Annotated in this window: 13 protein-coding genes and 1 tRNA gene; 4 read left to right on the forward strand and 10 right to left on the reverse strand. The window is 70.1% G+C overall.

The genetic code is table 11. The annotated features are described in order from the left end of the window. Nucleotides 1-24 precede the first annotated feature (24 nt). Nucleotides 25-1,599 carry a dolichyl-phosphate-mannose--protein mannosyltransferase gene (locus tag C4T78_RS19555; RefSeq protein WP_093349695.1) on the forward strand — a complete coding sequence of 525 codons (1,575 nt, stop codon included), beginning with the start codon at nt 25-27 and terminating at the stop codon, nt 1,597-1,599. A 143-nt stretch (nt 1,600-1,742) separates the two neighbouring features. Here C4T78_RS19555 and C4T78_RS19560 read toward each other — a convergent pair whose 3' ends face one another. Beyond that, nucleotides 1,743-2,468 (reverse strand): ABC transporter permease, encoded by a 726-nt coding sequence (locus C4T78_RS19560; RefSeq protein ID WP_093349698.1) that lies wholly within the window; start codon nt 2,466-2,468, stop codon nt 1,743-1,745. Further along, entirely contained in the window at nt 2,465-3,358 is an 894-nt protein-coding gene (locus tag C4T78_RS19565) for an ABC transporter ATP-binding protein (protein WP_093349700.1), read from the reverse strand. Before C4T78_RS19565 ends, C4T78_RS19560 begins: the two co-directional genes overlap by 4 nt. Nucleotides 3,359-3,492: 134 nt before the next feature. Here C4T78_RS19565 and C4T78_RS19570 point away from each other — a divergent pair, with 134 nt between their 5' ends. Continuing rightward, a complete protein-coding gene (locus tag C4T78_RS19570) occupies nt 3,493-4,668 on the forward strand; it encodes a sensor histidine kinase (RefSeq protein WP_235863321.1) in 1,176 nt (391 codons plus the stop codon). Next, complete coding sequence (locus tag C4T78_RS19575; protein WP_093349703.1) at nt 4,665-5,261, forward strand: response regulator transcription factor; 597 nt, start codon at nt 4,665-4,667, stop codon at nt 5,259-5,261. Before C4T78_RS19570 ends, C4T78_RS19575 begins: the two co-directional genes overlap by 4 nt. 111 nt (nt 5,262-5,372) lie before the next feature. Here C4T78_RS19575 and lat read toward each other — a convergent pair whose 3' ends face one another. The 6 genes from lat to C4T78_RS19605 all read right to left on the reverse strand — a co-directional run bounded on the left by lat (nt 5,373) and on the right by C4T78_RS19605 (nt 11,446). After that, entirely contained in the window at nt 5,373-6,740 is a 1,368-nt protein-coding gene (gene lat, locus C4T78_RS19580) for an L-lysine 6-transaminase (protein WP_093349705.1), read from the reverse strand. 172 nt (nt 6,741-6,912) lie between these two features. After that, entirely contained in the window at nt 6,913-7,314 is a 402-nt protein-coding gene (locus C4T78_RS19585; protein WP_093349708.1) for a cytidine deaminase family protein, read from the reverse strand. Nucleotides 7,315-7,461: 147 nt separating this feature from the next. Beyond that, nucleotides 7,462-7,845, reverse strand: a complete 384-nt coding sequence (locus C4T78_RS19590; RefSeq protein WP_093349710.1) for an ankyrin repeat domain-containing protein — start codon at nt 7,843-7,845, stop codon at nt 7,462-7,464. 92 nt (nt 7,846-7,937) lie between these two features. Continuing rightward, nucleotides 7,938-9,401 (reverse strand): catalase, encoded by a 1,464-nt coding sequence (locus C4T78_RS19595; RefSeq protein WP_093349713.1) that lies wholly within the window; start codon nt 9,399-9,401, stop codon nt 7,938-7,940. A gap of 22 nt (nt 9,402-9,423) precedes the next feature. Then, nucleotides 9,424-9,858, reverse strand: coding sequence for a Fur family transcriptional regulator (locus tag C4T78_RS19600; protein WP_093349715.1), 435 nt, complete (start codon nt 9,856-9,858; stop codon nt 9,424-9,426). Nucleotides 9,859-10,264: 406 nt separating this feature from the next. Then, entirely contained in the window at nt 10,265-11,446 is a 1,182-nt protein-coding gene (locus C4T78_RS19605; protein WP_093349718.1) for an acyl-CoA dehydrogenase family protein, read from the reverse strand. 542 nt (nt 11,447-11,988) lie between these two features. Between C4T78_RS19605 and C4T78_RS19610 the strand changes: the two genes are divergently transcribed. Further along, nucleotides 11,989-12,960 carry a peptidoglycan-binding protein gene (locus C4T78_RS19610; RefSeq protein WP_093349720.1) on the forward strand — a complete coding sequence of 324 codons (972 nt, stop codon included), beginning with the start codon at nt 11,989-11,991 and terminating at the stop codon, nt 12,958-12,960. A 51-nt stretch (nt 12,961-13,011) separates the two neighbouring features. Here C4T78_RS19610 and C4T78_RS19615 read toward each other — a convergent pair whose 3' ends face one another. Continuing rightward, nucleotides 13,012-13,461 carry a nuclear transport factor 2 family protein gene (locus C4T78_RS19615; RefSeq protein WP_093349723.1) on the reverse strand — a complete coding sequence of 150 codons (450 nt, stop codon included), beginning with the start codon at nt 13,459-13,461 and terminating at the stop codon, nt 13,012-13,014. A 443-nt stretch (nt 13,462-13,904) separates the two neighbouring features. Then, nucleotides 13,905-13,977 (reverse strand) — tRNA-Ala (locus C4T78_RS19620). Between the last annotated feature and the right edge of the window lie 24 nt (nt 13,978-14,001).

Below are 14,001 nucleotides of genomic sequence, written 5' to 3' on the forward strand. Positions count from 1 at the left end.
GCCGGTCTCCTACGATCGGGGGTCGTGAGCGTCCTCGTCCCCACTCCCGGTGGCCGCAGCGCAGACGACCTCGTCCACGTCGGCCGCACGCCACCGGCGCGGCAGCCGGGCGAGAGCGATCCCCTCCCGCTGCTGGACGTGACGATGCCCTCCGACCGGCTCCGCGGCTGGCTGGTCACCCTCGTGATCACGCTGATCGCCGGCGTCGTGCGGCTGTGGGACCTCGGGCGCGCGACCAACGAGGGCACGCCGGTATTCGACGAGAAGCACTACGTGCCGCAGGCGTGGCAGATGCTGCGCAACGGCGGTTACGAGGACAACCCCGGCTACGAGCTGGTCGCGCACCCGCCGGTGGGCAAGCAGCTGATCGCGATCGGCGAGTGGCTGCTGGGCTACAACCCGTGGGGCTGGCGGATCACGGCCGCGCTGAGCGGCGCGCTGATGGTGCTGCTGATCGTGCGCATCGCCCGCCGGATGACCCGCTCCACGATGCTCGGCGCGCTCGCCGGGATCCTGCTGATCTGCGACGGCGTCAGCCACGTGCAGTCGCGGGTCGGCATGCTCGACATCTTCCAGGCGATGTTCCTGCTGGCCGCGTTCGCCTGCCTGCTGGCCGACCGCGACCAGGTGCGCAGCCGGATGTGGCAGGTCTGCGTCGAGGGCAGGCTGGGCGACAGCCGGTGGGGGCCGCGGCTGGGATTCCGCTGGTGGCGGTTCGGGGCCGGGCTGATGCTCGGGCTGGCCTGCGGCGTCAAGTGGAACGGCATCTACTACATCATGGCGTTCGGCCTGCTCAGCGTGATCTGGGATGCGCTGGCCAGGCGGGCGGCCGGAGTGCCGCGCCCGTGGCGGGCCGCGCTGCTGCGCGACACCGCGCCCGCGCTGTGGTCGCTGGTGGCGATCCCGCTGCTGGTGTACTTCGGGACCTGGGCGCTGTGGTTCGCCAGCGAGACCGCCACCGACCGGCACGCCGTGCTGGTCTCCGACGACGTGGGCCTGGGCTTCCTGCCGGATCCGCTGCGGTCGCTGCTCTTCTACCAGTTCAACGTGCTGGACTTCCACACCCACCTGGTGACGCCGAAGGAGCCGCACCCGTGGGAGTCGAAGCCGTGGGCGTGGCCGATGGGCATGCGGCCGATGCTCTACTACTACGAATCCGGGATGCCGGGTTGCGGGCGCTCCAGCTGCGTCGAGGCGACGATGCTGATCGGCACGCCGGCGATGTGGTGGCTGGCGCTGCCGGTCGCGGGCTGGGCGGTCTGGCGGGCGACGAGCCGGATGGACTGGCGCTACGCCGCGGTGCTGGTCGGGTACGGCGCGGGTTACCTGCCGTGGTTCCTCAACCTGGACCGCCAGATGTACTACTTCTACGCGACGCCGCTGGCACCGTTCCTGGTGCTGGGGATCGTGCTGGTGCTGGGCGAGGTGCTGGGCAGCAGCCGGGACCACTTCGAGCGGCGCCGCACCGGGCTGCTGACGGTGGCGCTGTACGTGGGCCTGGTGGTGGCCAACTTCATCTGGCTGTGGCCGATCCTCAACGGCGAGCCGATCACGCCCGAGCGCTGGCAGGCCGAGCTCTGGCTGCCCTCCTGGCGCTGAGACCGGAGGCCCTCAACCCTCGGCTGACATCTCCATTTCCGCAGGTGGAGACCCGTGAGTGTTTTGTGGGGCTATGGCACCACAAAACACTCACGGGCTCTGAACAGCGGAAACAGTGCTCAAGCCGGGACCATGACAGCCGCTCAGGCGCGCGGTTCCCAGCGGAACCAGATCCGCGAGAGCACCGCGAGCACCGCGGTCCAGGCCAGCAGGGCACCGATGGCCGGGAGCGCGCCGACGACGTTCTCGCCGGTCATGGCCAGCCTGGTCAGGTCCATCACGCCGCCGCTGGGCACCAGGTAGCTCAGCGGCGTGATCTCGCCGCTCATCGACACCCACACCGAGCCGCCGATCAGCACCAGGAACCACGGCATGGTGGTGATCTGCGCCTGCTCCGAGCTCGCGGTGAAGCCGCTGGTCGCCGCGCCCGCCACCAGCGACATCGCGCTGCCGAGCAGCGCCGCCAGCACCAGCGGGAGCGGGTTGGCGGGCACCGGGGCGCCGATGGCGGTCGCGATGGCCACCACCACGGCCGTCTGGACCAGGCCGAGCAGGACCACCGGGAGCAGCAGTCCGCCCAGGATCACCGCGTCCGACACCTCGCCGCTGCGCAGCCGCTTGAGGTAGCGGTCCTCGCGGCGGCTGGCCAGCGTCGCGGTCGTGGTGAAGTAGACGGTGAAGCCCTGCACGGCCAGCACCTGCATGCCCAGGATCATCGACCAGGCGGCCGGCCCGGCGTCGGCGGGGACGTTGGCGGCCAGCATGTACCCGAGCAGCAGCGGCAGCAGCGTCGCGCTGAGCAGCACGGCCTTGTTGCGCGAGAGCAGCTTCCACTCGGTGCGCCCGAGGGCGAGAACGGCCGAGGTCATTTGACCAGTACCTCCTCCCGGACGCCCTGGAAGACGTCCTCCAGCGATGCGTGGTGCGCGCGCAGGCCGCTGAGCTCCAGTCGGCCGTCCGCCCACGAGAGCAGTGCGTGCAGGTCCCGCTGCAGGTCGGACGTGCGGATCTCGACGTGCGTGCCGGTCACCTCTGCCGTCCCGGCCAGCGGCGGGAGCACCGCGTCGCGCTGGGTGTCGAAGCTGATCCGCGCCCGGTGCGCGGCCAGCACGTCGACCAGCCGCCCGGACACCGCGATCCGGCCCTCGTGCATGATCGCCAGCCGGTGCGCGAGCCGTTCGGCCTCTTCCAGGTAGTGCGTGGTGAGCAGGACGGTGGTGCCGCGCGCGAGCAGCCCGCGCACCAGGTCCCAGGTGGCGCGGCGGGATTCCGGATCCATCCCGGTGGTCGGCTCGTCGAGGAACAGCAGGTCGGGTTCGCCGAGCAGCGCCAGCGCCAGGTCGAGGCGGCGGCGCTCGCCGCCGGAGAGCTGCCGGACGCGCACCTCGCGCCGCCCGGCCAGCCCGACCGCGGCCAGCGATTCGTCCACATCGGACGGCCGTGCGGTCAGCGCGCCGCCCAGCTCCGCGGTTTCGCGCACCGTCAGGTCACCGGCGAAGCCGCCCTCCTGCAGCATGATGCCGATGCGGCGGCGGATCGAGCGGTCCTGCCGCGGGTCCTTGCCGAAGACCCGCACGGCGCCACCGCTGGGCTCGCGGTGGCCCTCGATGGTCTCCAGCGTGGTCGTCTTGCCCGCGCCGTTCGTGCCGAGCAGGGCGAACAGCTCGCCGGGCTGCACGTCGAAGTCGATCCCGCGGACCGCCTCGAACTCGCCGTAGCGGCAGCGCAGGCCCTGCACGCTGATCACTGGTGTTGTCATGGCTCAAGCCTCGCCGGGCCGGCCGGGCGCCGGTAGTGCGCCGGCGTCAGCACTCCGCCGCCGATCTGTCAGCACGATCGATGACTCATGTCATATCCGGCCGCCGATCGCCGGAGATGTCCGATGCTGTACCGGTGAGCACTCCCGAGTTCGACCCCCGGCGCATCCGACGCCTGCGCCGGTACACGTGGTGGTCGATCGTCCCGATGCAGCCGTTCTACGTGATGGCCCCGCTGTTCCTCGTCGTGGTCGGGGCTTCGCAGGGCCACTACAGCACCGTCGAGGTCCTGCTGCTGGCGGTGGTCGCGGTGGCGTCCGCGATCGACGGCACCTGGGTGGCCAGGAGCCTCATGCAGGGGCTCGGGCACGGCAAGCAGCGGCCGGTCGTGCACGCCGCGGTGTTCGCGGCCGCACTGGGCGCGATGGCCTACACGATGCACAAGGACGGCACGGGCGCGCTGTGGTCGATGGTGGTCAGCGGCCTGGCCGGGGTGCACGTCTCCGCCGCGCCGTACCGGTGGCGCTGGCCGCTGGCGATCGGCACCGCGCTGGCGGTGGCGGTGATCGGCACGTTCGCGAGCTCGCCGGACAACCCGCTGCTCGGGCTGGTCCCCGGTCTCTTCACCGCGGCCCTGGTGTCGATGGTGATGTCGCTGGTGCTGGCGGCGGTGTGGTTCTGGGACATCGTGCTGGAACTCGACCGGGCCCGGACGGTCAGCGCCGAGCTGGCGGTGGCCAACGAGCGGCTGCGCTTCGCCGCCGACCTGCACGACATCCAGGGCCACCACCTGCAGGTGATCGCGCTGAAGGGCGAGCTGACCGAGCGGCTGATCGGCGTCGACGACGCGACGGCCCGCGCATCCGCGGCCGAGATCGCCGAGATCGCGCGGACGGCGCTGAAGGACACCCGCGACGTGGTGCACGGCTACCGCCACACCAAGCTCACCTCGGAGCTCGAGAACGCCCGCGAAATCCTGGAAGCCGCCGGCGTGCGCACCACAGTGGACGGTGATGCGACGCTCGTCCCGCCGCCGCTGCAACCGCTCTTCGGTGCGCTGGTGCGCGAGGGCACGACGAACGTCCTGCGCCACTCCCGCGCGGAGAACTGCGAGCTGCGCATCGTCACCGACGGGCCGCGCACCAGCATCGTGCTGCGCAACGACCGGGTGAAGCCGCCGAACGGTGCGGCGGGCTCGGGCATCGAGGGGCTGCGCCAGCGCTTCAGCGCCATGGGCGGTCACGTCGAAGGGCGCCTGGTGGACGATTGGTTCGAGCTGAGCGGAGCCGCCGAGCTGGGGAGGACATCGTGATCCGTGTGGTGCTGGCCGACGACGAGGACCTGATCCGCGGGGCCCTCGCTGCGCTGCTGGACCTGGAACCGGACCTCTCGGTGGTCGCCCAGTGCAGCAACGGCGCCGAGGCGGTGCGCGCGGTGCGCGAGCACGCGCCGGACATCGCGGTGTTCGACCTGGAGATGCCCGAGGTCGACGGCGTGCAGGCCGCCAAGCAGGTGGCGGCGGAGGTGCCGATCGTGCTGGTCACCCGCCATGCGCGACCCGGCGTCCTCAAGCGCGCCCTGACCGCGGGCATCCGCGGCTTCGTCCCGAAGACCACGCCCGCGTCCCGGCTGGCGGCGATCCTGCGCGACGTGCACGACGGCGGCCGCTACATCGACCCGGAGATCGCGGCCAGCGCGCTGACCAGCGGCGCCTGCCCGCTCACCGAGCGGGAGCTGGAGCTGCTCGCGCACACCCTGCAGGGCGGCACGATCGCCACCATCGCGGCGGAGGTCCACCTCGCCCAGGGCACGGTCCGCAACTACCTCTCCTCGGCGATGACCAAGCTGGGCGTGGCGACCCGCCACGAGGCGGCCCGCCACGCCTGGCAGGAGGGCTGGATCTGACACCCGCTCACCCCGCCCGCGCCACCGGCCTCCAACACCCACCCGGGTGACAGATCCGCAATTTCAATTGAAATTGGAGGTCCAATTTCAATTGAAATTGCGGCAGGGGTGTCAGGCGAGGTCGGCGAGGGTCTTGCGGAGGGCCGCGACCGCGTCGACCAGCTCCTCCGGGCGGGCCGAGAGCGGCGGGCGGGCGCGCAGGGAGTCCGGACCCGACGGGAGGAACAGGGTCCGGTGGTTGTCCCGGGCCAGCGCCAGGGCCCGGTCCCGGTTGACGGGGTCGTGGAAGGTGATCGCGCACATCAGCCCGCGGCCGCGCGGAGCCTTGATCAGCGTCGGGAACTCCACCGCCAGGTCGCGCAGCTCGCCGAGCAGCAGCTCGCCCATCAGGCGGCTGTGCTCGAAGAGGCCCTCGGCCTCGACGACCTCCAGGATCCGGGTCGCGCGCACCATGTCGGTCAGCGAACCGCCCCAGGTGGAGCTGATCCGGCTGGGCTCGCGGAAGGCGTTGTCGGCGATCTCCAGCACCCGCCTGCCGCCCATCACGCCGCACACCTGCAGGCGCTTGCCGAAGGCCACCAGGTCCGGCTCCAGCCCGAGCGCCTGGTGCGCCCACGCCTGACCGGTCAGCATGCCGGTCTGCACCTCGTCGGCGACGGTGAGCACGTCGTGCTCGCGGCACAGCGCCTGCACGGCCTGCAGGAACTGCGGGCGCAGGTGCCGGTCGCCGCCCTCGCCCTGGATCGGCTCGTAGACGAAGCAGGCGATCTCCCGGCCGTAGCGGTGCAGCGCGGCGCGCACGGCGTCCAGCGAGGCCTCCTCCTCCGGCAGGAGCCCGGAGCTGTCCCACCGCTCGCCCGGGTCGACCGCCGGGCTGGGGATGCGCGGCCAGTCGAACATCGGGTAGTCGCGGATCTTCGCCGGATCGGTGTTGGTCAGCGACAGCGTGTACCCGCTGCGTCCGTGGAAGGCCTTCTCCAGGTGCATCACGCGGGAGCCGCGCACGGCGATCCCCGCGCGGGCGTTGAGCTTGGTCTTCCAGTCGAAGGCGACCTTCAGCGCGTTCTCGACCGCGAGCGTGCCGCCGTCGATGAAGAACAGCAGCGGGAGCTCGTCGATGCCGACCACGCGGCGGAAGGTCTCGGCGAAGCGCGCCTGCTCGTCGGTGGCGAAGTCCGGGTTGGACGGCTTCACCCGCCCGACGCGCACCAGCGCGGCCTCGAACTCGGCGGTGCGCAGGCCGGGGTGGCCGTGCCCGAGCGGCGCCGAGCTGAAGAACATCGTCAGGTCCAGGTACTCGGTGCCGTCGCGCGCATCGCGCAGCCGGCAGCCGTCCCCCGCGTCGAGATCCACGACGATGTTCATCAGGTCGCCGGTGACCTGCGCCTTCAAGGACTCGACCGCGTCGGCCGGGGCTTCCCGGGGAGCGGGTACGTCGGTCGGTGCCACATCGCGAACGGTCTCGTGCTGAGCGGTCATCATCGGCCTCCCGGACCAGTGTCACGCATCACTCGTCAACAAGAATTACATCAGAATCTCGTCAACAAGCAACATCCTTCAGTAAGGACTGCGCAAAGGCGAAAGATTTTCTTTCGCTGGAGATCGCGGAGGTCGCCCGCCGAAGGCGGTCAACGGGAGCTGCCCGGAAGGCTCAGCGAGCGGCCGGAGCCGACCACCGCTCCGGCAGGAGGTCGGCGAGGGTCAGGACCCGTTCCGGGCCGAGGACGACCCGGGCGGCCAGGTTCCGGTCGTCGAGCTGGTACATGAACTCGCGGCACCGCCCGCACGGCGGCAACACCTGGAGCGCACCGGAGTCGTCGCGCGTGACGGCCACGACCATCGCGATCTCGGACTGCCTGGCGGTGATCATCGCGGCGGCCGCGGCGTGCTCGGCGCAGAAGCCCATGCTGCAGGGCGTGTCGATGCAGACGCCGAAGAAGAGGTCGCCCTGCTCGGAAAGGATCGCCGACGCCACGCCCCCGGACGTCCGGTTACCCCGCCCAGCGGGATTCAGGTACTCGGCGGCGCGGGCGATGATCGACGCAGCGTCCACCGGACCAGAATAGCCAGCGGATCAACTCGAAAAGGCCGTTGCAGGGGTCGGCCGGGCAGGATGCGTCCCTGCGGTGACGTCGTGGGTCCGTGAGCGGTTTGTGGTGCTATGACACCAGGAAGCGCTCACGGGCTCTGGAGCCGCGGGTCAGTCCGCCAGCAGGTTCTCCCGGCCGAACATCGCCGCTGCCGCTCGGGCCGATGGGGTGCCCGCGTCGAGATCCGCTCCCGCTTCGCGGAGGAGCTTCACCACCGCTTCCTCGCCCTTGAAGAGGGCTCCGGCGATGGGCGACTGGTCGCGGTCGTTGCGCAGGTCCGGGTCGGCCTTCCGGTCGAGGAGAGCCCGGACCGTTTCGGCGTGGCCGTGGTAGGCCGCGAGCATCAGCGGCGTGTTGCCCGCCTCGTCCGTCGTGTTGACCGGGAAGCCGTGGTCGACGAACTCCGCCAGCTCCTCGGTCCGGCCTTCGCGGGCCAGGTCCATGGCGATCGCCACGACGCGCTCGACCTGCTCCGGGGTCAGTCCATCGCTCATGGTGGTTCTTCCTGATCTCGTGCGGAAAAGGGAGGGGCGGCGGCCGCACGCGACCGCCGCCCCACTACGAGGTCGTCAACCTCGGGTCGAGCTCAGAGCTCGCCCGCGGCCAGGGCCTCGATCGCCTTGCGGACGCCCTCGCCGTAGGCCGGGTCGGCCTTGGTGCAGTTGGCGATGTGGCGCTCGATGGTGGCCTGGGAGGCACCGTTGATGGCCCGCGCGGTGTTCTCGAACAGCGCCTGCTGCTGCTCCGCCGACATGCTGCGGAACAGGTTGCCCGGCTGCTCGTAGTAGTTGTCGTCGTCCTCGCGGTAGTTGAACCGGTCGGCGACGGCACCCACGGCCAGGGCCGGGTCGCGGTACGCCGGCTGCTCCTGCCAGCGGCCGTAGGAGTTCGGCTCGATGCCCGGGGTCGAACCCTGGTTGCCGTCGATGCGCATGGCGCCATCGCGGTGGAAGGAGTTCACCGGGCACTTCGGCGCGTTGACCGGGATCTGGTGGTGGTTCACGCCGAGGCGGTAGCGCTGCGCGTCACCGTAGGAGAACAGCCGGCCCTGCAGCATGCGGTCGGGCGAGAAGCTGATGCCCGGGACCACGTTCGCCGGGCTGAAGGCGGCCTGCTCGACGTCGGCGTGGTAGTTGGCCGGGTTGCGGTTGAGCTCCCACTCGCCGACCTCGATCAGCGGGTAGTCCTTCTTCGACCAGACCTTGGTCAGGTCGAAGGGGTGGAAGCGGTAGTTCTCCGCGTCCGCCTCCGGCATGATCTGCACGTACAGCTTCCACTTCGGGAAGTCGCCGTTCTCGATCGACTCGTACAGGTCGCGCTGGTGCGACTCGCGGTCCTTGCCGACCAGGGCCTCGGCCTCGGCGTCGGTCAGGTTCTTGATGCCCTGCTGGGTGCGGTGGTGGAACTTGACCCAGTACCGCTCGCCGTCAGCGTTGATGAAGCTGTAGGTGTGCGAGCCGAAGCCGTGCATGTGGCGGTAGGACGCCGGGATGCCGCGGTCGGACATCACGATGGTGACCTGGTGCAGCGCCTCGGGCAGGTTGGTCCAGAAGTCCCAGTTGTTCTCGGCGTTGCGCATGTTGGTGCGCGGGTCGCGCTTCACCGCGTGGTTGAGGTCCGGGAACTTCAGCGGGTCGCGGAAGAAGAACACCGGCGTGTTGTTGCCGACGAGGTCCCAGTTGCCCTCTTCGGTGTAGAACTTGACCGCGAAGCCGCGGATGTCGCGCTCGGCGTCGGCCGCGCCGCGCTCACCGGCGACGGTCGAGAAGCGGACGAACAGCTCGGTCTTCTTGCCGACCTCGGAGAAGATCTTCGCGCTGGTGTACTGGGTGATGTCGTTGGTCACCGTGAAGGTGCCGAACGCACCGGAGCCCTTGGCGTGCATCCGGCGCTCCGGGATGACCTCGCGGTCGAAGTGCGCCAGCTTCTCCAGGAACCAGACGTCCTGCAGCAGCATCGGGCCGCGCGGGCCGGCGGTCAGGGAGTTCTGGTTGTCCGGGACCGGGGCACCGGCCACCGTGGTCAACGGTTTCTGGTTGTTCTCGGGCAAAACTCGCTCCTCGGTGGGATCTTCAGTCAATCGCTCGCCCGTTGCCGCGGCAGTCGGGGCACACGCCCCAGAAGGTCACCTCGGCCTCGTCGAGCAGGTATCCGTGCGGATCATCGGCGTGGAGGCACGGGGCCTCCCCCACCGCGCAACTGACGTCGGCGATGGCACCGCAGTCCCGGCACACCAGGTGGTGGTGGTTGTCGCCGACGCGGGTCTCGAACCGGGCCGGCGAGCCGGCCGGTTCGATGCGACGGACCAGGCCCGCCTCGGTGAGCGCGCGCAGGACGTCGTACACCGCCTGGGTGGACACCGACCCCAGGTCGCGACGGACCGCTGTCGCGATGGTGTCGGCATCGGAATGGGGGTTCTCCGAAACCATCGCGAGCACGGCGACCCGAGGGCGGGTCACCCGCAACGACGCCCCTTTCAGCAGGGCGGCGGCATCGATGGACGGCATGGCACATAGCTATCAGCTTTTCTGGAATGAGTCAAATAAAGCCTGGCGCCCCGGCCGCCCACGTCATCCCGGCCGCGAAACAGCGAACCCGCAGGTCAAGGGCCCGCGCGCGCCCCAGCCGCCACCGGTTGGAGCGCCACACAAACCACTCAGGCCACTCGAACAACCACGGACGGGTGACGCCGAGCACGGCGGCGGCACGAGCGCTTCGACACCGCTGCTGCCCACGCCGCGCGCTCAACGAGCACCTCGGCACGACCCGGGCGGCGACGCCGATGCCACGCCGGGCGGCGTCGACCCGCTCGTCACCGGCGTCCTGGCGCAGGCTGACGAGCCGGGCGCTCTGCGCTCCGGCGAACAGCCAGCAGCCGCGACCGGTCCAGCGTCATGTCCACTGCGGACGGGGTCACGGAACCAGGTCGAGGAATTCCCAGCGGGCTTGGGATCCTGCGCCGCTGAGCCACTTCCCGCAGTTCTGCAGGACCACCGGGTTCGAGGTGATGTGCTGGGCCCCGGTGGCGATGTCGCGCAGGAACCTGTCGACGGGGCCGCGGCGGATCGCCGTCGTGCCCGCCCAGCGGTGCACCACCTGGCCGACCTCCTGCGCGGTCCGGGTCGCGTGGTTGAGCGACAGCTTGATCAGCGTGCCCTGCTCGACGCTCAGCGGTTCGCCCGCGTCCAGGGTTTCCTCGACGTCCCGCCACACGTCCATCGCCCAGGCCCGGGCAGAGCGGAGCTTGGCCTCGGCCGCCGCGAACTCCGCGTGGAAGTGCGCGGTGTCGACCGCCGCGTTGTGCGTGCCGGACTTGATCGCGACGAGCGCCCTCATCTCGTCGAGCAGGCGACGTCCGGCGCCGAGCGCCCAGCCGGTGTGCCCGATCGCCGCCATGTTGACCAGGCCGACCCGGTACATCGCGCCGCCGTTGGCCGGAGTCGTGGTCGTCGCCAGGTAGGTGTGCGTGGCCGGGACGTGCACGTCGGTGCAGCGGTAGTCGATGCTGTGCGTCGCGCGCAGGCCGAGCGCGTCCCAGTTGTCGACCAGCTCCACCTGCGACTTCGGCATCGCCAGCACCCGCAGTTCGCCGGTGCCCTCGACCTGGATCGCGCTGTGGACGTGCGTGGCGTGCGCCATCCCGGAGGCGAACTGCCAGCTCCCGCTCACCAGGAAGCCGCCGTCCACCGGGACCGCGCGGCCGGGCCGGGTGCCGTGCCCGGCCAGCAGCGCCTGGTCACCGGCGGCGACCCCGGGGAACAGGTCCGCCGCCGCGACGTCGCCGAGGTAGGCGGCGGTGGTGCCGGTGACGTGCTGCATCGCCATCATCGTCCAGCCGGCGGTCGCGTCGTGGCGGCTGAGCCGCTCGATCGTCGCGATCAGCTGACGCGGGGAGAACTCGTGGCCGCCGAGGTTCGCCGGCATCCCGGCCCGGACGATCCCCGCGTCCAGCAGGGCTCGCGCGATGCCCTCGGCCAGGAAGCCCCGCTCTTCGGCGACGGCCGCCTCCGACTCCAGCTGGTCGGCGAGCGCGTCGATCCGGTCGAGCATGGCGGGGAATTCCGGGCTGACGTGCAATCGAGCCGGATCAGTCATGGCGAAGGCCGCTCCTCGACATCGGTGCAGATCGAGGCCACTGTACGGAAGATCGCACCACCGCCGAACCGTTTCACGCGAAGAGAGCTTATTCCACTTAGGACGTATTGCGATGCGCGATCGGCTCGACCACCGCAGCCCTCAGCGCCGATCAGCGGCGTTCCCGGTTCGCGCTCGTTCTGCACCGTCCGCTCACACCAACAGCCTCTTCCACCAAGCCGGCGCTCGAGAACCAGGCCCTCCTGGCCCGGGACGCCGAAGGCTGACCGGCGGCGCTTCCCAGCACGGCCCCGGATGCTCGTCTCCACGCTTCAAGGGGCGTTGTGGCGGTTTTCCGCCAAACCCGTGCACTGCGAATTGGCTTTCCTGCACGCGGCACACAAAGTCGCAGCCGTTACCGCTATTTCCCGCAGCCCGTGGGTGATTCCTTTGTGCACTGCCGGTGAAAGTTGCGCTTTAGCCTGCGAATGGCCGCATCTCGGCACCGCTTTCGGCTGTAGCATTTCCGCCGCATCATGCCCGATTCAGCCCTGGAGGGAAAAATGTGTGATTCCTGCGCGCCATCGACCGAGATGATCTCCGCCGAGGAGGTCGGCGGCCTTTCCCGCCGAACCCTGTTCGCCGGGCTGGGCCTCGGGCTCGCCATCCCCGCCATCGGTCTCGTCGCGGGAGCGCCGACGGCGTCGGCGGCGTCACTGATGGACGGCCGCTGGGCCAATCCCGCATTAGGCCACTTCCCGCAAGGCGGCCACTTCGGAGCTTCCAGGCCCGGAGGCCCGCACGCGGGCCAGGACGTCACGAACTCGACGGGCACCGGCGTGTACGCGGCGGCCGACGGCACCGTGATCCGCCGCGCCTGGGGCGGCGGGCTCCCCGGCCGGAGCGGCAACGGGCTGGTGATCTCGCACGGCCACGACCAGTACACCTACTACGGCCACCTCAACGCCTACCACGTCCCGCTCAACGCCGAGGTCAAGTCCGGCCAGCGCATCGCGGACATGGGCGCGACGGGCAACGTGACGGGCCCGCACCTGCACTTCGAGGTGCACTCGGGAGGGATCGGCCGCATCACCGACCCGGTCGCCTTCATGGCCAAGCGCGGTGTGGACCTGGGCGGCGGCTGGCCGCGGATCGATCCGGGCTCGGCCGGAGCGACGGTCGTCGCGCTCCAGCACCTGATGCGCAAGCACGGCCACGACCTGGCCGTCGACGGGAAGTACAGCTCGGCGGCGGTGGCCGCGGTCAAGCGCTTCCAGTCCTCGAAGGGCTTGGCGGCCGACGGCCAGGTCGGCCCGGCGACGTGGCCGAAGCTGGTCTTCACCCTGCACGAGGGCAGCAAGGGCGACCACGTCAAAGGCCTGCAGGCAGCGCTGAACAAGCGCAGCGCGGGCCTCGCGGTCGACGGAGATTTCGGCCCGGTCATGGCGAAGGCCGTGCGCACCTACCAGAGCACCAACCGCCTTGTCGTCGACGGCGAAGCAGGCCCGATCACCTGGCGAGCACTGCTCGGCTGATCCGGCGGACCCGGCCGCGACAGACTCGGTCGCGGCCGGGCAGGAGCCGGACTACTTCGGGTCGCGGTGCAGTTGCCGGACCTTCTGCTCGTGGCTGCTGGTGAAGTCCGGGTCCACGTAGATGCGGACGGAGCTGATGAGCGTGCCGCGGAAGGTGAAGACGTTGCAGAAGCGGCCGGTCGAAACGCGCTGGTCCGGCCAGCGTCGTCCATCAGCGGTCACGCCCCACTCGCGACCTTCGACGATGATCCGGTCACCGGCCACCATGATGTCCAGGCCGTCGATGTCGTGCTCCAACGCGGACAGATCGGCCCAGAGCCGCTGCGCGAACTCGGCCATGTCCTCCTTGCCCCGCCCGAAGCCGAACTTGGGGAAGTACAGCTCCACATCGTCGGTGTAGAGGTCGAGCAGCGCGGGATCGCCCGCGTCGATGAGCTCGAAAGCCCGGCGGACGATGGAGATGCGCTGCTCGTCGAGCTCGGCAGTGGCGGTCGAGGACATCGAAGAACTCCTGTACGTGAAGCCTGATTCGTCTCAACGGGCAATCGTTCTGAACGGGACGGTCCAAAACCAGAGCAACCCGCAAAGGCAGCCAAGGACAGGAGAACCCCCGCGAACCAGCCGAACACCCGCGAGCACGACCGTACCACAGTTATGGACCGCAAAGTACAAAACCAACGGCAGCCGACCAACGGAAAACCCGCACGGGCAAGGCACTTCCAACCCGAAGCACGAAGGACCCGCCGAACGAAGCCGGAAACCCACGAATCCCTTGGCGCCACGGACGCCTTGGAAGGGCCAGTCGCTGAGCAGGCCGGGAACGGCCCACCACAAGGAGCCAACGAAACGCAACCCGCACGGTGGGGCTCGGCCCCCGCGATCAAACGTGGAACGCAAAAAGGCTCATGCTCTCCATGAGCATGAGCCTGTCACTGCGTGAAACGTGGAGCTGAGGGGAATCGAACCCCTGACCTTCTCGATGCGAACGAGACGCGCTACCAACTGCGCTACAGCCCCTTGCCTCGAGGACTTGCCTCTCGG

The organism is Saccharopolyspora kobensis (assembly GCF_900108315.1).
Taxonomy (GTDB): domain Bacteria; phylum Actinomycetota; class Actinomycetes; order Mycobacteriales; family Pseudonocardiaceae; genus Saccharopolyspora; species Saccharopolyspora kobensis.